We start from the raw sequence: 19,217 nt of genomic DNA, 5'->3' as shown, positions 1-19,217 counted from the left end.
GCGGTCAGCGCCGCTTGCGGCGGTTCCTGGTCCGGGCCCTCCGCTGGTCACGAACGCTGCCCGGCGGCGCGGAGGCGGTCCCGGCGATGTCGGCTTCCCGGGCCCGCCGTGGGACCGGCGGCAGGACGAGCGTCCCGACCTCCGGCGCGGCGGTCGGCGGACCGACCGGGACCGGTTCCGGCAGCCGCCGCTCCAGGTCCGTGATGATCGCCTGTACGCGGGCCAACTGCTCCCGCACCGACGGCTCGTCCTCGGCGTGCCCGCCCGTCGGCCGACCGGCCCGCTGCGCGGCGACCTGCTCGTCCTGGTGCGCCTCCTGCAACGCGGTGAGCACCAGCCCGACCAGCAGATTGGTCAACAGGTAGCAGGCGGCCACCATGTAGGAGACGTAGTAGAGCACCGCCCACCCGGTGACGTCGCGGCCCGCCTGAAGCGTGTCGGTGATCCCGTCCAGCGACAACAGCAGGAACAGCGTGAGCATGGCCTGGCCGACCGTGCCGTACTCCTCCGGGTAGGCGGCGCCGAACAGCATCCAGCCGAGCATCGCGTACCCGTACAGCAGCAACGCGGTGACCAGCAGGAAGCTGGCCAGACCGGGCAGGCTGCGCCGGATGCCCACCAGGATCACCCGCAGACTCGGGAAGAGCCGGAACGCCCGCACGATCCGGGCCAGCCGCAGCAACCGGAGCAGGGTCACGTTCTCCCGCACACCGGGCAGCAGCGGCGCGGCCACGATCACCAGGTCGAACACGTTCCACCGGTCCCGGAAGAAGCCGGCCGGGGCGGTGGCGTGCGCACCGAACCGCATCAGCAACTCCAGCACGAACAATGCGATGCAGACGTACTCGACGGCACGCAGCCCGATGCCCACGGTCGCCACGACGTTGCCGTACGTCTCCAGGCCCAACGCCACCGCGTTGACGATGACCACGGCGAAGCTGGCCAGGTTGAACCAGGGCGCGCCGACGACGGCCCCGCAGCGCACGGCGAGCCGGCGCAACGGACCACGGACAGTACGCGTCATGCTACTCCTCGACCGGCTCACGACCGGACGGCAGCCTATGACATCCCGGGACAGGCCGGGCAGCCGGACCGGCCACATAGGACGCATCCCAGCTCACCACGGCGCGCCGCCGGAGACGGTCGCGCAGCGGCCCTCACGGCCACGCGATCGTGCCTCCCGGCCGTCCGGCGGGAGGCACGATCGCGCGGTGGGCGGCTGGACAGCCGCCCTTACGATCTCCGTCGTGTCCACCTCCGTCGCCACCGAGTTCGCGGGCTCCTGGACCGCCGGCCGGTCGGTCCGCCGCACCGCGCTGCTGCTGCTCCTCGGGGTCACCGCCGTCGCGCTGAACACCGGCATCGGGTACGCCTCCGCAGGCACCCGGGTGATCCCGATCGTGACCGGCGTACTCCTCTGCCTGGCCTTCGCCACCGGCGTCCATCTCCTGCACCGGGCGAGTTGGCTGGCCCTGCTCTCCCTGCTGCCGGCCCTGTTCGTCCTCGTCGGCTCGGTGCAGCTCGCCCCGGACCTGGCCCTGGAGCAGCGCGGCGTCCGCCAGCAGGTGACGATCGTGGACGCCGAGGCCACCGGCAAGCGGCACACCTTCACCCTGCGCGGCGCGGCCGGCCCGCTCGACGAACCGCTCGTGTACCAGGGCAGTTCCCCCGGCTACCGGGTCGGCGACACGCTCACCGTGCTGACCGACCCGGAGGGACGGATCGCCCTGCGGGACGCCGACCGGGTCGACTCCGCCGGCAAGGTGGGCAGCCTCGCTCTCGGCACCCTCGGCTGGGCCGTGATCGCCCTGCTCGCCGGCTGGCGCGGCCACGTCCGCCGCCGCACCGGCCGCCACGCGGGCCTGATCCTCTAGCGCGGGACCTCGGACCTGGCACGAACCCCGGACCCGGTACGAGGTGGGGAGATTTGTTGTCGCTGGAACGACAACAAATCTCCCCACCTCCTCAGGAATCCGCTCCACCGCGGAGCAGGCAAGCGCCCACCGGAGCCGGACGGCTGGATCCCGCACGGCCGACACCGCGCACCGCGCCGGCATGGCACCCGGCAACCGGTCCGGCCGCTGTGGACGGACCCGCCCGACGCCCACGCGTCAGCGAGGATTCCTCGCGTTTTCGTTGACGCGCGCCACCGCACCGTGAGATACATGGCCACACGTCGATGGAGACGCCGGCCCGACGCCGCCGTCCGGAGAGGCGAGAGATGACACCGCACGCACACCCGCCGGTCCGGCGGCGTCGCCCCCTGTCCCGACTGCTGGCCGCGCTCGCGGTCCTCGTGCCCGCCGCGCCCGCGTACGCCAACTCGCTGCCCAACCTGCCGCACCACGCGGGCGGCTACGAGTCGTCCTTCTCCCCCGCCTACGACTACGACACCGACGGCTGTTACGCGGTCTCGGCGATCAGCCCGGACGGCCGGATCAACGGCGGGTTGCGGACCACCGGGGCGATCAACGGCAGTTGCCGGGACCGGTCCGACCTGGACATGTCGCAGACGTACGCGCGGTCGAAGTGCAACAACGGCTGGTGCGCGATCGTGTACGCCAGCTACTTCGAGAAGGACCAGGCGGTGCACGGCAGTGGCCTCGGCGGTCACCGGCACGACTGGGAACACGTGATCTCCTGGGTCGACCAGGTCACCGACCGGGTCGAGTACGTGACCACCACTCAGCACAGCAGTCGACGCACCTACCCGCGCTCCCAGGTGCGCTTCGACGGCACGCATCCGAAGGTGGTCTATCACAAGGACGGCGCGTCGACGCACTTCTTCCGGCTCGCCAACGGCAACGACGAGCCGCCGGAGAACCACTACGGCACCTGGCACTACCCGCCGGTGGTGGACTGGCACGGCTGGCCCAGCCTGGATCTGCGGAACAGTCTGATGGCGGCCGACTTCGGCGCGGCCAGCATCAAGATCAAGGATGGGGCGTTCGAGTACCTGCTCGGCGTCGCCAAGCCCGCCGGTATCCCGTTCGACGCGTACGCCTGAGGGCGAGCGGCGACTCGCTCACCGGTCGCCCAGCGACACCACCAGCTCCTGGGTGCGGTGGTCGGAGACGCCCCGCGCATCGCCGAAGCGGTAGGAGTGCACCCGGACCTGCGGCGAGGCGAGCGCCCAGTCGAGTCGCCACCAGTGCGGCCAGCCGGGTCGGGCCGCGAAGCTGGCCGGGTACGGCGTCGTCATGGCGTGGGCGGCGTCGCGCAGGCCGTCGGGCAGTTTACGCAGGTCGCCCATTGCCGGCGTGGTGTTCAGGTCACCGGCGAGCAGCACCGGATTCGGGTTGTCACGAACGTCGCGGGCCAGCGCCCGCCACTGCGGCTCCCGCTGGGCCCGTTGTTCCCGCAGAATGCGGTAGAAGGCGGCGTCGAAGGGGCCGTGCTGCGGGGAGAGCTGCACCGGCAGGTGCAGGTTGTACGCCGAGAGCACCCGCCCGCCACCCAGGTCCAGGTCGGTCCGCAGCGCCTTGTAGCGCCACTCGTCGCCGGCCGCCGCGACCTCGGGCGGCAGGCCGACCGGCTCCAGCGGTGCCTGCCGCAGCACCGGCAGCCGGGAGAGGGTGACCAGCTCGCCGACCACCACCACGTGGAAGCCGGGGAACTCGGCGCGCAGCCGGTCCAGCGTCGCCTGCGTCGGCCGGCCCTGCTCGAACCAGTACTCCTGCAACAGGTAGACGTCGGCGTCGGCGTCGCGCAGCACCTGGTACATCGTCTCGGTTTCGCCGCCGGAGTCCCAGTAGCCGGTGTTCCAGGAGAAGACGCGTACCGCGTCGGCCGGGGCGGGGCCGTCGCCGCCCTGCCACCAGCGCACGTTGGCGCCGCTGAGCCCGGCGCCGAGCAGCAACGCCAGGGCGGCGAGCACCGCCACCACACGACGACGGCGGCGGCTCATCACCGCGCCGGCCGCCAGCACCAGGGGCACCAGCAGGAAGGCCGGCGGCGGCACGGTGTCCACGGCGAGCCAGAGCCACCACCGCCCGCTCAGTGCCCGGTGCGCGACGGTGAAGGCGAGCCAGAGCCCGGCGGCGGCCGGCCACAGCACCGTCGGCCAGCGCCGCCGTACCGCGCGCCCGGGTGGCGTCGCGGTGTCGGCGGCGACCGGCGCGGCGGTGGTCACGCCGATTCCCACCGGGGGGTGCCGTCGATCGGGAACGAGGCGTCGTAGAGCTGCCGGAACGGCCGGGAGAGCAGCCACTGCGCGGCGCCGGTCGCCACCCCGGCCGTGATCGTCACGTTGACCAGGAAGTGCAGCCCGGCGAAGCCGAGCAGGAACAACGGCCCGTGCCGCCGCAGGACGAAGCGGTACATCCCGGCGTCGCAGGCCAGCGACGCGGCCAGCAGGGCCGCCGGCAGCACCGCACCCCACGGCCCGAACAGCAGCGGTACGACCAGCGCCGGCAGGGCGAGGAACGCGGCCAGGCTGCCCCATGCGCGGGAGGCGGTCTCGAAGCCCTTGCCGAATCGCCGGGCGCGGGCGTACAGCGGGATCCGCAGCCGTCCCCGGTGGAACAGCTTGCGCAGCAGTCCGGGCAGCTCGTGGTCGTGGTCGTGTCGGCCGCGTACCTCGGAGGTGAGCAGCATCCGGTACCGGCGGGTCAGCCGGTAGCCGTAGTCGACCTCCTCGGTCTGCCGCAGGGCCGGGTTGAAGGGCCCGATCTCGTCGTACACGGCCCGGCGGATCACGCAGACGGCGGGGAAGAGGAACGACACGTCGCCCTCCGAACTGATCGACCAGTAGTGGTACTGGAGCCCACGGTAGCGGGAGACGAGCGTGTCGTGGATCAGCGGCTCGGCGTCCTGGATCCCGCAGACCGCACCGACATCCGGCGCGTCCCGCAGGAGGCGCACCGCGTGGGCCACCGCGTCGGGCGCCAACGCCAGGTCGGAGTCGACGTAGCAGATCAGCTCGCCCCGGGTGTGCGCGGCACCGACGTTGCGGGCGGTCCCACAACCACCGTTCGCGCCGGTGCTGACCACGCGTACGCCGAGCGCCTCGGTCACCGCGACGGACTCGTCGGTGCTGCAGTCGTCGACCATCAGCACCTCGATGTTCGGGTAGGTCTGGTCGAGCACCGAGCGCAGGCAGAGGTCCAGGGACTCGGCGTAGTTGTAGTTGGGCACGATCACCGAGACCAGCGGAAGGGCGTTCATCGGGTGGCGACCTCCGGGCGGTCGTAGAGCCGACGGAACCGGCGTGAGGTCAGCCAGGCCAGCACACCGCAGGCCGCGGCGATTGCGATGACCAGGTTCAGGAAGAAGTGCATCGCGACGAAGTAGACCAGGAATCCCCAGCCGCGTTCGGCGCGGACGAAGCGGTACATCGGCAGGTCGCCGGCGACGAAGGCGGCGAACGCGGCCAGCGGCACCACCAGTGCCGCCGGGCCGAGCAGGACCGGGAGCACGAGGGTGAGCAGGGTCAGCGGGGCGGCGATGCTGACCCAGGCCCGGGGGCCGCTGCGCAGTCCGCCGGGGAACTCGGGTTTGCTCGCGTACATCGGGATGTGCAGCGCCGTGCGGGTGAACACCTTGCGGATCAGGACACCGAGTTCGTGGTCGTGGTCGTGCACACCCCGCACCCTCGGCGACAGCAGGATCCGGTAGCGCTGCGCGAGCCGCATGCCGTAGTCGGCGTTCTCGGTCTCGCGCAGTCGGGGGTTGAACGGGCCGATCTCGGCGAACACCCGGGCCGGCACGGCCAGCAGCGCGGTGTAGAGCGTCATGATCTGCCCCTCGTCGGCGATCAGCCAGTAGGACTGCTGGAGGCAGCGGTACTCCTCCAGCAGGCTGTCCCGGATCAGCGGCACCGGATCGTAGTTGCCGCACACCGCCCCGATCTCCGGGTCCGTGGTGAGCAGGTCGACCGCGTTGGCCACCGCGTCCGGGCGGGCCGCCACGTCGGAGTCGACGAAGAACAGGATCTCACCCGCCGCGACCGCCGCGCCGAGGTTACGGGCCGCGGCCGGGCCGCTGTTGCTCGGCGTCCGCACGACCCGAGCGCCGTGGGCCTCGGCGACCGCCACCGAGTCGTCGGTGCTGCAGTCGTCCACCACGATGATCTCCAGGCGCGGGTACGTCTGTGCCCGCAGGGAGTCGAGGCAGAGCCGCAGCGCGCGGGCGTAGTTGTAGTTCGGCACGATGACCGACACCAGGGGAGGGCTCATCAGTCCATCCAGGTCAGCAGGTGGGGATAGCGGGCGTTGATCTGTGCCATGGCCAGCACGACGCCGATCAGCACGGCACAGCCGACGATCGTCCGGTCGCGCAGCAGGATCCGGATCGGGTCGCCGCCGGTCCGCAGCACCAGGACCGCCTGGAGGTAGCGGAACGCGGCCAGCAGCCCGAGGGGTACGACGAGGGCCAGGACGGCCGGCGGGTAGGCGGCGATCGGGGCGTCCAGGTGCAGGTAGAGCAGGAAGGTGGTGCCGGCCAGGGAGGTGGTCAGGCCGAGCAGGTGGTCGGCGAGCAGCAGGTTGTAGCCGTGCAGCGCAGGCCGGTGCGGCGTGCCCAGGGCGGACAGTTCGTGCCGGCGCTTGCCGAGGATCAGCACCAGGCAACCGCTGAACACGGCGGTCAGCAGCAGGCTGGCGGGGACCGTCTCGGTGGCGGCGTACCCCTGGAGGACGCGCAGCACGAAGCCGGTGGAGACCACGCAGACGTCCAGCAGCGGCAGGTGCTTGAGCCACCGGCTGTAGGCGGCGCTCAGTGCCAGGTAGGCGATCAGCGGCCACCAGGTCATCTCCGGCCCCGTGACGGTCACCGCGACCAGTCCGACCGCGAGCAGCACCGCGTACGCCCAGGCGACCGGGACCGGGACGTGCCCGGCGGCGATCGGGCGGTGTTGCTTGTCGGGGTGCGCCCGGTCCAGGTGGCGGTCGGCGATGTCGTTGAGCACGTAGATCACCGACGAGGCGAGCGTGAACGCGCCGATCGCCCACAGGCACCGCCACAGCGACGACGCCGTCCAGACCGGGGTGTCGACCAGGGCGAGCGGAACGGCCAGGAGGTTCTTGACGACGTGACCCGGTCGGGCCAGGACGAGGAGGTGGCGTGGCAGCAGGAGCGGGCGTACGACCCGGTCGGGGGCGACCGGGGCGACCGGCTCCACCACGGTCTCGGCGGCGGTCATCGCGGGCCGTCAGAAGAAGATCTTCGCGGCGGCCAGGGCGCCCTGCCGCCACGGATCGCGGCTGGTCCGACCGTCCCGGGCCGGTCGGTGATGCTGCCGTTGCGCCCGCCACCACTCGTAGGTGCGCAGGATGGCGTCCTGGTTGGACAGCTTGGGCCGGAAGCCCAACCGGTCCCGGGCCTTGTCGGTGCTGACGTACGAGTCGGCCATCAGCTTGTGCAGCAGGCGCCCGTAGACCGGGGAGAGTCGGCTGCGTTCCAGCAGGCTGAGCGCGGCGAGTGCGGGCCGGGCGGGCAGCGAGACCACGCGTCGGCCGTGACCGGCGGCGTCCAGGACGGCCTGGAAGTCCTCGCGCAGTGTGCCGAACTCCTCGGCGGCGAGGTTGTACGTGTCGTTGGCGACGTCGTCGGCGGCGTGCAGGACGGTGACCACGGCGTTCACCAGGTCGTCCACGGCGAACATCTGGATGCGTACGTCGCCGCGACCGAGGACCGGGAAGTGGCGCCCTTCCTCCGCCCACTCGAAGAGCATGGCGAACAGTCCCATCCGGCCGGGGCCGACGAAGGTCTTGGGCCGCAGCACCGCCACCGGCAGGCCGTCCGCGCGGTGTCGTTCGGCGATCTCCTCGGCGGCGGCCTTGGCCGCGCTGTAGGTGTCGACCGGACTGCGCGGGTACGCCTCGGTGGTGGGCACCTGCCTCGGCAGCCCGTACACGGCGGTCGAGGAGACGTGCAGGACGCGAGCCACCCCGGCCCGGCGCGCCGCGTCGAAGACACCGCGCGTGCCGTCGACGATGACCGACCGGATCTCGTCGGTCGGGTAGCTGGGCAGCGCCGCCGCGCAGTGGATCACCACGGTGGCGCCGGTGAGGGCGCGGTCCAGCAGGGCCGGGTCGCGGATGTCGCCGACGTACCCGACGGTGGGTTCCGGTCGCAGGTCGACGCCACGGACCTGGTGTCCGTCGGCGGCGAGACGGTCGGCCAGCCGGGAGCCGAGCATCCCGGCGGCGCCGGTGATCGCGATCACCACAGCGATCCCACCTTCTGCGTGACGAACCGGGTCACCAGTCGGGTCAGTCCCTGGTCGAGCACCTCACCCAGGGCGTCCACGGCCCGCTGCGCGTCGGCCGGCTCGGTGACCAGCGACGGGCCGACGACAAGCGGGTTGCGGCCGTTGAGCGTGTAGTAGGTGAAGATGTCGTGGTCGCGGTAGAGCGCGTTGATGACGGCGCAGGTGACCAGCTTGGCCTTGAAGCGGGGGTCGCGGGCGACACCGGCCGGGGCGAGCCGGCCCACCAGGTCGAGGATCCGGGGTCCGCCGTCGATGTGCACGCCCCAGAGCGCCCCGGCGCCGGCCACCCGGCCGACCGCCTCCGGATGCTCCTTGGCCAACCGGTGCAGCCCCGGTTCGAGGACCCGTTCCAGCGCCCGCGCCCGTGCCGGGTAGTCGTCCTCCACCACGATGTTGATCGCCTCGATGGCGGTGACGCACTCCTCCCCCATGCCGTAGTAGGTGGTGCTGGTGCTCTGCAACAGCGCGTCGGTCAGATTGTCGTACGCCTTCCGGAAGACCGGCTTGCGGGCGACGAAGGCCGATATGGACGACTTGCCGCCGCCGAACGATTTGCTGGTGGTCAGCACGTCCGGTATCAGATCCGGGTAACGCATGAAGTAGAAGAGGCTGCCCGTCTTGCCCCAGCCGGTGTAGATCTCGTCGAAGATGAGTACGATGTCGTGTCGGTCGCAGAGTTCCCGGACGCCGCGAAGGAAATCTTCGTCGCACCATTGAATGGTGGAGGCGCTGAAAGGTTCGACGATCAGGGCGTACACGTCACCCGCATGCCGCTCGATAGCGGACCGGACGGATTCCAGATCCCCGTACGCGAATGGGACGATTCCCGGAATTGTCGGAAAGTTGAAGTGCGGCTGTCCGGTGAGCCCACCGGAACCGAGCAACTTCCCGTGGAATCCGCAGTCCGCGCGAAGGATGGTGCCCCGTCGACCACCGTGGTACTTGTAGGCCAGCTTCACCGCACCCTCCACCGCCTCGGCGCCGGAGTTGGGCAGGAACGACATGGACAGATCGCCGGGCAGCAGCTGGGCCAGGTTGTGGCCGAGCGCCGCGAGGTAGGGCGAAAAGTACGTCTTGTGCACCTCCATTCGCCGACGCTCGGCGAAGCGTTGCCGGGCCGCCACGATCCGTGGATGGTTGTGGCCGTGGTTGAGCACCCCCACCCCGCCGGTCAGGTCGAGGACGCGCCGGCCGTCCCGCAGGGTCAGGTAGGCACCCTCGGCCTGCTCCACCAATTCCCGACCGAACCCGAACGACGTCATCAGATTGACCTGGCTCGCGTTCACGTACCGCCGATAGAGGTCGTGCACCTCGCGAACGGTGAACCGCTCGCATTCCTCGACACTGACGAGATTGGGCATGCCGCGACGCTATCTATTGGTCCGTGATCTTTCCTGGACCGAGGCTGGATGCAACCTTGACTACGCAAGGCAACCCTTGCCACGGCGGGTGGGGCATGGATAACTTGGTCAAGGCGCAACACAATTGCCGCCGGTCAATTCCTCTGCACATTAGCCAACACTCGTTGAGGTGCCCGTCATGCCGCCGACGGTGTCGGTAATCGTTCCCACCCACAACAGCGCCAAGACCCTGGGTGCGTGCCTCGCGGCGGTGCACCGACTACGGCACCCGGTGACCGAGGTCATCGTGGTCGACGACGCCAGCACCGACGACACCCGGGCCGTCGCCCAGCGCTTCCCGTGCCGGCTGCTGGTCACCGACCGCAACGCCGGCCCGGCCGCCGCCCGCAACCGCGGCATCCGGGCCGCCACCGGCGACCTGCTGTTCTTCCTCGACTCGGACTGCGCCCCGGAACCCGACGCTCTGGGCAACGCCCTGGCCGTCCTGCGCGAGCAGCCCGACGTCGCCTGCGTACACGGCATCTACGCGCTGGAGCCGCTCTTCGACGACGGCCCGGTCGAGGCGTACCGGCTCACGCACGGGCACCACTGGCGGCTGCGCCACGTCGGGCGGGTCCGCACCACCCTCTTCGCGATCTGCCTCATCCGCCGCGAGGTCTTCGACACGGTCGGCCTCTTCGACGAGAAGCTGCGCGCCTCCGAGGACGTGGAGATCGGCGACCGGATGGGCGACCGGTACGGCATCGTCCTCACCGACACGGTGGTCTGCCGACACGACGACGACAGCCGACTCGGGTCGTTGCTGGCCAAGCAGTTCCGCCGCTCGCAGATGCTGATTCCGGTGGCCCTGGCCGAACGCGGACCGGCCGGGATCCGCGCCAACAGCGCGGCGGGCCTGCTCACCGCGGCGGCGGTGCCGGCGACGCTGCCGACGGCACCGCTCACCGGCGGGTGGCCGGTGCTGTCGCTGCTGTTCCTCGTCCTGTTCACGGTCGCCGAGCCCGCGCTGCTGCGGTTCGTGCTGCGTCGACGCGGGCTGCCGTTCACCCTCTTCTTCTTCGCCGTGCACCTGCTGGTCCAACTCGCCGTCGTCGGCGGCGCCGTGGTCGGCGGGATCCGTCACCTCACCGACCGCGACTTCGGGCCGAGCCGGGCCACCGCGGCGAAGACGTCCCGATGAGCGCCCGCCGAGGACCCGTCACCCGACTCGGCGCGCACCTGCACGCACAGGCGTTGCACTACCTGCTGTTCGCCTATCGCGGCGGGCAGACACTGCGCCGTCACGCGGCCCCCGGCGGCCCGCGCTGGCCGGCGTTCGGCCTGGCCGGGGCGGAGGTCGCCCTCACCGTCGACGACGGGCCGCACCCGCAGTGGACGCCCGCCCTGCTCGACCTGCTCGACCGACACCGGGTACGCGCCACCTTCTTCCTCATCGGCGACCGCGTCCGGGAACACCCGGACCTGGCCCGGCGGGTGCTCGCCGCCGGTCACCTGATCGGCAACCACTCCCGCTCGCACCCGCAGCCGTTCGCCGCGCTGTCCCGACCCGCGATCGTCGCGGAGATCGCGCAGACCCAGCGCGACATCGAGGACGCCACCGGGGTGTCGCCGCGCCTGTTCCGCGCGCCCGGCGGCAACTGGTCGCCGACCGTCCTGCGGACCGTCGCCGAGCTCGGCCTCACTCCTGTCGACTGGACGGTGAACCCCAGTGACTGGCGTCGTCCGGGTGTCGCGCGGATCGCCCGCACGCTGTCGCGTACCCGGCCCGGGCAGATCATGCTCTGCCACGACGGCGGTGGCGACCGGTCGCAGACCGTCGCCGCCCTGGCCGAGGTGTTGCCCGGGCTGACCGCCCGTGGGCTGCGCTTCGTCACCGTCCCCGCACACGTGACGCCCCGGCCGCGCCGGGTGGGAGAAGGCCCCTGATGTCGCAGAGTGAACTGTCCATCCTGCTCCTGGGTCCGGTGCGGGCCCGGCGGGGAGACACCGTCCTGTACCTGGGCACCCCCCGGCAGCGGGAGGTCCTGGCGGTGCTGGCGATGCGCAGCGGCATGGTGATGTCCGTCGCCCAGATCGTCGAGGCGATCTGGGTCGGTCGGCGGCCCGACTCGGTGGAGAACATGGTGCACACCTACATCGGCCGGCTGCGTCGGGCCCTCGAACCACCCGGAGACCGTCCGGCGGTGGCCCGGGTGCTGCGCTCCACCCGACCCGGCTACACCCTCGACGTACCGCCCGACGCCGTGGACACCGTCCGCTTCGAGCAGGACGTCCGCCGGGCCCGGGCGGCCCGCGCCCAGGCAGACCTGACCGACTCGCTCTACCTGTTCCAGGCCGGTCTGGCGCGCTGGTCGGGCCGGGCGCTGCACGAGGCCACCGGCCCGCTGGCCGAGGCCGAGCGGATCCGGCTGACCGAGCTGCGCCAGGACGTCCGGGAGGAGGTGACCGGCGTACGGCTGCTGCTCGGCGACATCGAGAACGTCGTCGCCGAGCTGCGCTGGATGCTGGCCGAGCACCCGATGCGGGAGCGGCTCTGGGAACTGCTGCTCATCGCGCTCGGACAGACGTCACGGCGGGCCGAGGCGCTGACCGCCTTCCAGGACGCCCGGACCACGCTGGCCGACCGGCTCGGCGTCGAACCGGGACACCGCCTCCAGGACCTGCACCGCCGGCTGCTGCGCAGCGAGCCGGTGACGGTGTGGCCATGGTGGGAGCGGCGCGTGCCGGTGTAGGCCCGGTGTGGCTCAGGGCTCCGCGACGGCGGCGGGGGTGAGAACGAAGAAGGCGTCCCGCCCGGCGTCACCGGTCTCCGGCGGTCGCCAGGTGGTCACCTCCAGCCCGCAGTCCCGGATCACCGCCACGAACTGCCGGGACCGCTGCACGTCGTAGATCTGCACGAGGATCCGTCCCCGCGCGGTGAGCATCCCCGGCAACCGGCGCAGCAGGTCCGCCGCCTCCGGCACGGACAGGTAGTAGATGACCTCGCGCAGCAGGATCGCGTCGTACCGGTCCGGCGGCGTGTACGTGCGGATGTCGGCCACCGCGTAGGACGCGTCCGGCCGACCCAGCGCCCGGGCCGTCCCGATGGCCCGCCGACTGATGTCCACCCCGTGGTAGTGCCGGTAGCGGCCCCGGCGCAACGCCAGGTTGACGCTGGTGCCGCAGCCCAGGTCGAGGATCGCCGGTTGCGGCGCCCACGTCTCGATCAGCGACAGCGGAACGCTCCCGTCGCCGGCCTCGTCGAGGTATCCCCACATCCCCAACGCGTACTGGGCGTCCCAGAGCACCGCGTTCAGCCGTGGACTGCGCCGTACCAGCGCCCGCACCGGTGCCCCCAGCAGTCCCGCCGTCGTCCGTAGTCTCGACACGTCCCTCACCGACCTCCTCCGCCGGGCCCGCCCGGCGGCTGTCAACACGAACGGCTCACCCGACCGGTGCCGACCGCTCGACCGGGACCGGCCCGGTGAGCACCGGACCGTCGCGCCGCAACCGGCGCCGGTGCAGATACTGGGCCAGCATCAGCCCTCCCCCACCGACGGCCACCTCGCTGAGCGCGCAGACCAACCGGCTGACCAGCACCACCGGGGTGGCCACGGCCACCGGCAGCACGGTGGACAGCCCGAGCATCAGCACCGCCTCCCGGACACCCAGGCCGTCCGGGGCCACCATCACGGCCAGCCCGGCGACGGTCGCGGCGGCGAACCCGGCTACGCAGACCAGGTAGGACCGCAGCGGCGGCGCGCCGGCCGCCACCGCGAGCAGCCACAGGTGGTGCCCGGAGACGAACCAGGACAGCGACTGCGCGCCGATGGCCCGTCGCAGGCCCGCCGGGGAGGCGCGCACCTGCGGCGGTGGACGCCGCAGCAGCCGGGCCACCAGGACCAGCGCCTTGTCGAGCAGGTCCGGCCGGACCACGAGCACGAGCAGTGGGACGCTGGCCAGCAGCAGCCACCAGGTGGCGCCGGAGAGCACCGCCGGACCGGCGGCGACCCCCAGCGTCATGCCGGTCATCGCCACCACCGCCCAGCTCAGCAGGAACACCCCGGCCAGCCGGACCGGCCCGACCTCGATCTCCCGACCCATCCGCAGCAGCACCGGCAGGGCGACCAACCGACCGGGCACGAACTTGGTCAGGAACCCCACGAAGAACAGCCGGTACGCGGTCCACCGGTCCACCGGCGCACCCAGGTCGACGAAGATGGCCCGCCAGGACGCCACCCCCAGCAGCAGCCCGACGGCGTTGACCAGCAGGGCCGCGCTGACCGCCGCGCCCACCCGCCACGGGTCCAGGCGACCGGCCAGCGTCGCTACCGGCGTCCAGTCCTGGGAGCGGACGAAGAGCACCAGACCGACGGCCAACGCCACCACGAAGGCGACGGTGAAGGCCCGGTTGAGCCACCGCCACCAGCCGCCGCTCACCGGCGCGGTTCCACGGTGACCGGACGGGAGCCCCGGGCGCGTACCCGACGCGACAGCGCGGCGCAGATCCCCAGCCCCATCCCGACGAACTCGGTCAGGTGGGTGAGCAGGCGCATTCCGGCGGCGTAGAGCGCGAACCGGGAACCCCGGTGCCGCGCCGCGAACGCCAGCAGGGCCCGGTCGGCCACCCCGACGGTCACCAGCAGGGCCAGCGGCAACACCACCAGCCCGGGTGTCACCAGGACCAGCGGCGCGGTGGCCACGGCCAGCCCGGTGCCGGCCATGCCGACCACCGCGCCGACGTCGACCCGGTGCGGTGGGCGTCCGTCGGCGACCGGCGGCTCCCAGCGGGCGGCGACGACCGCGTCGGCGTACGTCACCGCGCGGCGGAACAGTTCCGACAGGTACGGCCGGAGCCGGTCCACGTCGTCGTGGCGGCCGACCATCTCGGCACTGACCCGGATCTCGTAGCGCGCCGGCAGCCGGGTGCCGAACTCCACGTCCTCGGCGTCACGCAGCCGCTCGTCGAAGCCACCGACCAGCTCGAAGACGTCCTTCGGCACAGCCGTCAGCGCGAACATGGTGGTGGACGTGACCCCGGTGGCCCGGCGTCGCCAGAAGTGCTCGAACAGTGTCTTGTACGCCTCGACCGGCCCGTCGTCGTGGAGCGGGCGCAGGTCGTAGATGCCCTGCACCACGCCGCAGTCCGGATGCTCCCGCAGGACGCGCACCGCCGCGGCCAGCGTGCCGGGGGCCAGGGCGACGTCCGAGTCGACGAAGAGCAGCACGTCACCGGTGGCCCGGGCGGCACCGGCGTTGCGGGCCGCCGACACTCCCCCGTTCACCGGCAGAGCCAGCACGGTGCAGCCGAATCCGGCGGCGATCCGCCGGGACCGGTCGGTGCTGGCGTCGTCCACCACGATCACCTCGGCCGGCGTAACGGTCTGCGCGTACACCGCCGACAGGCAGTCGCCGAGGGTTCGCTCCTTGTTGTAGTTGGGCACCACCACCGACACCCTCACCGGTGCCACCCCTCCCCGCCGTCGGAGCGGGCACCGTCCGGCCGCCACGCCAGCCAGCCCAACGCCGCGTACCCGACGAGCACGTACAGGTTGCTGTGCAGCAGTTGCCAGTCACGGAAGTGCAGGTCGACGCCACGCAGCCCGATCACCGTCCAGGCGGCGCTGGCCACCAGCGCGGTCCAGAGCAGCACCGCGACGGCGACCGCGTACCGGTTCCGCCGGCCGCGCACCGCCAGCAGCACCAGGGCCGGTACGCACCAGATCCAGTGGTGGTGCCAGGAGATCGGCGAGACGAGCAGGCCGGTGGTCGCGGCGGCCAGCACTCCGAGGAGTTCGTGACCGGCGCGGACGCATCGGACCGCGACGACCAGTCCGGCCACCGCCGTCAGTGCCGCCAGCGGCAGCCAGACCGCCCGGACGTCGGCGGTGTCGCCGATCCGGGCCAGCGCGCCGTGCAGCGACTGGTTCAACACGGTCCGGGGATCACCGGTGACCCGGGCGGTGTCGAACAGGCCGCCGCCCCAGAACCGGACCGAGTCGGCTGGCCGCCAGGCCAGCCCGAGCCCGACGGTGGCGGCGAACGCGGCCAGCGCCACTCCGGCGGCCCGCCAGCGACGCAGGCAGAGCAGGTAGACCACGAACAGCAGCGGGGTGAGTTTGATCCCGGCCGCGACGCCGACACCGAGGCCGCGCCAACGGCGGTCCGGATCGCCGGTCAGGTCCAGCAGCACCAGCAGCGCCAGGAAGAGCCCCACCTGACCGACCTGGAGGTGCCCGGCCACCGGGAAGACCGGGAGCACCGCGACCGTGCCCAGCAGGACCGGTCCGGGTCCGGTGTCCGCCCCGGCGGCGCGCAGAGTCACCCGGACCACGGCCGCCACGGCGGCGACGGTGGCCAGCGTCCAGAGGCCGATGCCGGTGGCGGCGTCGAGGTACGCCAGCGGTTGCAGCAGCAGCGCGGCGAACGGCGGGTACGTGAAGCCCAGGTCGATGCCGTCGGTCCCCCGGTGGATCACGTCGTAGAGGGCGCCGTCGCCACCGGCGGCGGCGACCGCGCCCGCCCGGTAGACGGCGAGGTCGCCCCAGAACCGTCCCGTGCCGTGGTGCACGGCGACCGCTGCGGCGGCCACCAGCACCGCGAGCAGCGGCAACGCGGCGGCCGGCAGCACCGTGGCGAGTCGGCGCGCCGGCCGGGAGTCTGTCGTCGGCGAGAGGGTCGTCACCGCATCCCCCTTCAGACGTCGGCGGGACGACGGTAACAATCGATGCGGTACCCGTTTCTGTAACTGATCTGGATTACCGACGGTGCGGGTGAACCCCGGCCCGGCGTCCGCCCCCCGCGGACGCCGGGCCGGGGTCTCAGCCCTTGACGCAGACCACCTGCTTGAGGTGGGCGACCACCTCGACCAGGTCCTTCTGCTGCGCCATCACCTCGGTGATGTCCTTGTACGCACCGGGGATCTCGTCGACCACCCCGGCGTCCTTGCGGCACTCCACCCCCGCCGTCTGTGCCGCCAGGTCGGCCGTGCTGAACGTCCGCTTCGCCTGCGCCCGGGACATCCGCCGTCCCGCGCCGTGCGAGGCGGAGCAGTACCCCCAGTCGTTCCCGCCGCCCCGCACGATGTACGAACCGGTGCCCATCGAGCCGGGGATGATGCCCAGCTCGCCACGTCCCGCCCGGATCGCGCCCTTCCGTGTCACCAACACGTCCACCCCCTCGTAGTGCTCCTCGGCCACGTAGTTGTGGTGGCAGCTGATCGGCTCGTCGTAGCCGACCTGCGGGAACCGGTCCCGCATCAGGTTCATCAGCACGGCGAGCATCACGGCCCGGTTGCGCCGTGCGTACTCCTGCGCCCACCACAGGTCCCGGCGGTAGGCGTCCATCTCCGGCGTACCGGAGAGGAACACCGCCAGGTCCCGGTCGGGCAGATCCGCGTTGTGCGGCAGCCGGCGGGCCACCGCGATGTGCCGTTCGGCCAGTTCCTTACCGATGTTGCGCGAGCCGGAGTGCAGCATCAGCCAGACCCGGCCCGGGTCCGTCCCGCCCTCCTCCAGGCAGACCTCGATGAAGTGGTTGCCGCCGCCGAGCGTGCCCACCTGCCGCCGGGCCCGCGCCTCCAACTGCTGCACCCGCCGGTCCAGGTCACCGAAGCCCCGCCAGAAGTCGTCCCAGCCGCGCTGCTCCAGGCCCCGGATCCGGCGCGGATCCACCGGGTCGTCGTGCTTGGCGAAGCCGACCGGAATGGCGTCCTCGATGGCCCGGCGCAGCCCGGCGAGGTCGTCGGGCAGGTCGGCGGCGGTCAGCGAGCTGCGGACCGCCGACATGCCGCACCCGATGTCGACCCCGACCGCGGCCGGTGACACGGCCTGCCGCATGGCGATGACCGACCCGACCGTGGCGCCCTTGCCGAAGTGCACGTCCGGCATCACCGCGACGCCCTGCACCCACGGCAGCGCCCCGATGTTGCGCAGCTGCCGTGCGGCCTGCGGCTCGATGGCGTACGGGTCGGTCCAGACCCGTACCGGCGCCCGCGTTCCCGCGAGCAGACTGAATCCCATGACGTACCCCCGAAGTGTGTGGCTCCTCGCCCGACCACGGCCGACGCCGGGCAGGGGTGCGCCACCGGTGCCCTCCGGCACCGGCGCGACGAGTGGAGAAGTAGGTGGGTAGGACGAAGCCGCCCGGACCCGTGGCGGGTGGGCGGCCTCGACGAACGGGCGGACGCGCGCTAGCTGCGGCGCTCCGAGCCCCGAGGCGGAAGGCGGCGGGCGCCGGTCAACGCCGGCGATTTCCCGAGCCGACAGGGTTCACCCCGGGTCGGCCAACCGTCCTGCGGTCTGACGTCTGTCGACACGGCGTACTCCTCTCGGCTCCGGTCCGATGTGACCTGATGCCGAGAAGAGTAGGGACCACCGCCGGTGGGCCGCAAACGATATTGAGCGACGCTCAGACGCGCGCGCCTCCGCCCTGATCGCCGCCGACCCGGTCAAGGTGGTCGGCGAGTTCGTCGGTGAGCAGCAGATCGGTACGGATGTCGTCGTGCGGGTACGCGGCCCGGCCGACCATGTGCGCCGCCACCGGCGCGGTGGCCAGTTGGAAGACGCCGACCAGCACCAGGGTGGTGATGTCCACCCCGGTCCGCAGCCGCAGCGCGCAGCCGACCAGCACCAGCAGCAGCCCGAGGACCTGCGGCTTGGCCGCGGCGTGCATCCGGGTGAGCAGGTCCGGGAAGCGCACCAGCGCCACCCCGGCGGCGAGGCTGAGCAGCGCACCGCTGATCAGGCAGACGGCGGCGACGATGTCGAGGATGGCGTCCAGGCTCATTTGGTGTTTCTCCGCGCGGCGAATCGGGCGACGCTGACCGACCCGACAAAGCCGAGGACCGCGAGGACCACCAGCACCGGCAGTGCGGTGGCGTCGCGGCTGTAGGCGGCCTCGGCGGCGATCCCGGCGACGATGATGGCCAGCAGGACATCGGTGGCCACGGCCCGGTCGAGGATCGACGGGCCACGGATGATGCGGGTCAGGGTGAGTCCGCCCGCCACCGCGAGCAGCACGGTGACGGTCACGGCGACGACGGTCATGACGCGGCCCCTTCCAGGTCGGCCGGTGGGGTCGGGTCGGGGTTCTGGCGGACGCGGCGCAGCTCGTCGGCGGAGCCGATGGCCTCGATGATGCGGGCTTCGAGCGCCAGCACCTCGCGCCGGAACTGTTCCACCTCGTCGATGCTGTTCACGTTGATGACGTGGACGAACAGCGTGCCGGTGTTCCGGTCGGCCTCCAGGATCAGGCTCCCCGGCACCAGCGACAGCGCCTCGGCGGTGAGGGTGAGGTTGAGATCGGTGTTCACCCGGAGTGGCACCGCGATGATGGCGCTGCGCGGGATGTGCCCGGGACGGAACGCCAGCCAGGCGATCTGGATGGAGGCGACCACCAGGTCACTGAGGAACCGCGCCCAGAAGCGCAGCATCCCCACCGGGTGGAGCCGACCGGCGAACGTCACCGGCGGCAGTGGGAAGACCGCGATGACGATGGCGGCCACCACCAGTCCGCTGAGGATGTTCGCCACAGTGAAGTGGCCCCAGAGGAGCACCCAGACGACGACCAGCACGGTCACCGCGATGATGCGGTTGCGGCGTCGCGCCGCCCGGGTCAGTGGCGGGTTCGGCGAGTCGGTCGGCGGGGCTGGGGTCATCTGGTCG

The 19,217-nt window shown here is 72.1% G+C and carries 20 protein-coding genes; 5 read left to right on the top strand and 15 right to left on the bottom strand.

Going from position 1 to position 19,217, the window contains the following annotated elements; all coding sequences use genetic code 11:
- Positions 1-4: 4 nt before the first annotated feature.
- Positions 5-1,024: an ion transporter gene (locus tag ACFYTT_RS04675; RefSeq protein WP_357213649.1), complete on the bottom strand. Its 1,020-nt coding sequence runs from the start codon at positions 1,022-1,024 to the stop codon at positions 5-7.
- Positions 1,025-1,247: 223 nt separating this feature from the next.
- On the opposite strand from ACFYTT_RS04675, the gene ACFYTT_RS04670 reads away from it, so the two are divergent.
- A complete protein-coding gene (locus ACFYTT_RS04670) occupies positions 1,248-1,874 on the top strand; it encodes a hypothetical protein (protein ID WP_387257755.1) in 627 nt (208 codons plus the stop codon).
- 347 nt (positions 1,875-2,221) lie between these two features.
- Positions 2,222-3,007, top strand: a complete 786-nt coding sequence (locus ACFYTT_RS04665; protein ID WP_387257753.1) for an NPP1 family protein — start codon at positions 2,222-2,224, stop codon at positions 3,005-3,007.
- Between the two features lie 18 nt (positions 3,008-3,025).
- On the opposite strand, the gene ACFYTT_RS04660 is transcribed toward ACFYTT_RS04665, so the two are convergent.
- Genes ACFYTT_RS04660 through ACFYTT_RS04635 form a run of 6 tightly spaced genes read right to left on the bottom strand, consistent with a single transcriptional unit; the run spans position 3,026 to position 9,474 of the window.
- Entirely contained in the window at positions 3,026-4,132 is a 1,107-nt protein-coding gene (locus ACFYTT_RS04660; protein ID WP_387257751.1) for an endonuclease/exonuclease/phosphatase family protein, read from the bottom strand.
- Complete coding sequence (locus ACFYTT_RS04655; protein ID WP_131055504.1) at positions 4,129-5,166, bottom strand: glycosyltransferase family 2 protein; 1,038 nt, start codon at positions 5,164-5,166, stop codon at positions 4,129-4,131. Before ACFYTT_RS04655 ends, ACFYTT_RS04660 begins: the two co-directional genes overlap by 4 nt.
- Positions 5,163-6,176, bottom strand: a complete 1,014-nt coding sequence (locus tag ACFYTT_RS04650) for a glycosyltransferase family 2 protein (RefSeq protein WP_387257748.1) — start codon at positions 6,174-6,176, stop codon at positions 5,163-5,165. The genes ACFYTT_RS04655 and ACFYTT_RS04650 overlap by 4 nt, the downstream gene beginning before the upstream one ends.
- Positions 6,176-7,141 (bottom strand): UbiA prenyltransferase family protein, encoded by a 966-nt coding sequence (locus ACFYTT_RS04645; RefSeq protein WP_387257747.1) that lies wholly within the window; start codon positions 7,139-7,141, stop codon positions 6,176-6,178. Before ACFYTT_RS04645 ends, ACFYTT_RS04650 begins: the two co-directional genes overlap by 1 nt.
- A 9-nt stretch (positions 7,142-7,150) precedes the next feature.
- A complete protein-coding gene (locus ACFYTT_RS04640; RefSeq protein ID WP_387257746.1) occupies positions 7,151-8,170 on the bottom strand; it encodes an NAD-dependent epimerase/dehydratase family protein in 1,020 nt (339 codons plus the stop codon).
- Entirely contained in the window at positions 8,164-9,474 is a 1,311-nt protein-coding gene (locus tag ACFYTT_RS04635; RefSeq protein ID WP_217706096.1) for an aspartate aminotransferase family protein, read from the bottom strand. The genes ACFYTT_RS04640 and ACFYTT_RS04635 overlap by 7 nt, the downstream gene beginning before the upstream one ends.
- Positions 9,475-9,751: 277 nt before the next feature.
- Here ACFYTT_RS04635 and ACFYTT_RS04630 point away from each other — a divergent pair, with 277 nt between their 5' ends.
- Genes ACFYTT_RS04630 through ACFYTT_RS04620 form a run of 3 tightly spaced genes read left to right on the top strand, consistent with a single transcriptional unit; the run spans position 9,752 to position 12,305 of the window.
- Entirely contained in the window at positions 9,752-10,753 is a 1,002-nt protein-coding gene (locus tag ACFYTT_RS04630) for a glycosyltransferase family 2 protein (RefSeq protein ID WP_357213668.1), read from the top strand.
- Positions 10,750-11,499: a polysaccharide deacetylase family protein gene (locus ACFYTT_RS04625; RefSeq protein WP_387257743.1), complete on the top strand. Its 750-nt coding sequence runs from the start codon at positions 10,750-10,752 to the stop codon at positions 11,497-11,499. Before ACFYTT_RS04630 ends, ACFYTT_RS04625 begins: the two co-directional genes overlap by 4 nt.
- A complete protein-coding gene (locus tag ACFYTT_RS04620) occupies positions 11,499-12,305 on the top strand; it encodes a BTAD domain-containing putative transcriptional regulator (RefSeq protein WP_131054066.1) in 807 nt (268 codons plus the stop codon). Before ACFYTT_RS04625 ends, ACFYTT_RS04620 begins: the two co-directional genes overlap by 1 nt.
- A gap of 12 nt (positions 12,306-12,317) precedes the next feature.
- On the opposite strand, the gene ACFYTT_RS04615 is transcribed toward ACFYTT_RS04620, so the two are convergent.
- The 8 genes from ACFYTT_RS04615 to ACFYTT_RS04580 all read right to left on the bottom strand — a co-directional run bounded on the left by ACFYTT_RS04615 (position 12,318) and on the right by ACFYTT_RS04580 (position 19,210).
- Positions 12,318-12,950, bottom strand: coding sequence for a class I SAM-dependent methyltransferase (locus tag ACFYTT_RS04615; protein WP_387257741.1), 633 nt, complete (start codon positions 12,948-12,950; stop codon positions 12,318-12,320).
- A 46-nt stretch (positions 12,951-12,996) separates the two neighbouring features.
- The gene (locus ACFYTT_RS04610) at positions 12,997-13,992 is read right to left on the bottom strand and encodes a lysylphosphatidylglycerol synthase domain-containing protein (RefSeq protein ID WP_387257739.1); all 996 of its coding nucleotides are present in this window, start codon (positions 13,990-13,992) and stop codon (positions 12,997-12,999) included.
- The gene (locus ACFYTT_RS04605; RefSeq protein ID WP_387257737.1) at positions 13,989-15,014 is read right to left on the bottom strand and encodes a glycosyltransferase family 2 protein; all 1,026 of its coding nucleotides are present in this window, start codon (positions 15,012-15,014) and stop codon (positions 13,989-13,991) included. The genes ACFYTT_RS04610 and ACFYTT_RS04605 overlap by 4 nt, the downstream gene beginning before the upstream one ends.
- On the bottom strand, positions 15,011-16,237 hold the full coding sequence (locus tag ACFYTT_RS04600) for a glycosyltransferase 87 family protein (protein ID WP_236145765.1): 1,227 nt from the start codon (positions 16,235-16,237) through the stop codon (positions 15,011-15,013). Before ACFYTT_RS04600 ends, ACFYTT_RS04605 begins: the two co-directional genes overlap by 4 nt.
- A 136-nt stretch (positions 16,238-16,373) precedes the next feature.
- Positions 16,374-17,573 carry an RtcB family protein gene (locus ACFYTT_RS04595; protein ID WP_131053585.1) on the bottom strand — a complete coding sequence of 400 codons (1,200 nt, stop codon included), beginning with the start codon at positions 17,571-17,573 and terminating at the stop codon, positions 16,374-16,376.
- A 388-nt stretch (positions 17,574-17,961) separates the two neighbouring features.
- Positions 17,962-18,339: a monovalent cation/H(+) antiporter subunit G gene (gene mnhG, locus ACFYTT_RS04590; protein ID WP_387257735.1), complete on the bottom strand. Its 378-nt coding sequence runs from the start codon at positions 18,337-18,339 to the stop codon at positions 17,962-17,964.
- The gene (locus tag ACFYTT_RS04585; protein WP_131053583.1) at positions 18,336-18,599 is read right to left on the bottom strand and encodes a monovalent cation/H+ antiporter complex subunit F; all 264 of its coding nucleotides are present in this window, start codon (positions 18,597-18,599) and stop codon (positions 18,336-18,338) included. Before ACFYTT_RS04585 ends, mnhG begins: the two co-directional genes overlap by 4 nt.
- Positions 18,596-19,210, bottom strand: a complete 615-nt coding sequence (locus ACFYTT_RS04580) for a Na+/H+ antiporter subunit E (protein WP_387257733.1) — start codon at positions 19,208-19,210, stop codon at positions 18,596-18,598. Before ACFYTT_RS04580 ends, ACFYTT_RS04585 begins: the two co-directional genes overlap by 4 nt.
- Between the last annotated feature and the right edge of the window lie 7 nt (positions 19,211-19,217).

Origin of the sequence: Micromonospora sp. NPDC003816 (assembly GCF_042874705.1) — a bacterium.
In the GTDB taxonomy this organism is placed as follows: Bacteria; Actinomycetota; Actinomycetes; order Mycobacteriales; family Micromonosporaceae; genus Micromonospora.
Note: the sequence above shows the minus strand (reverse complement) of the source record. Positions and strands in the feature narration are given on the sequence as shown.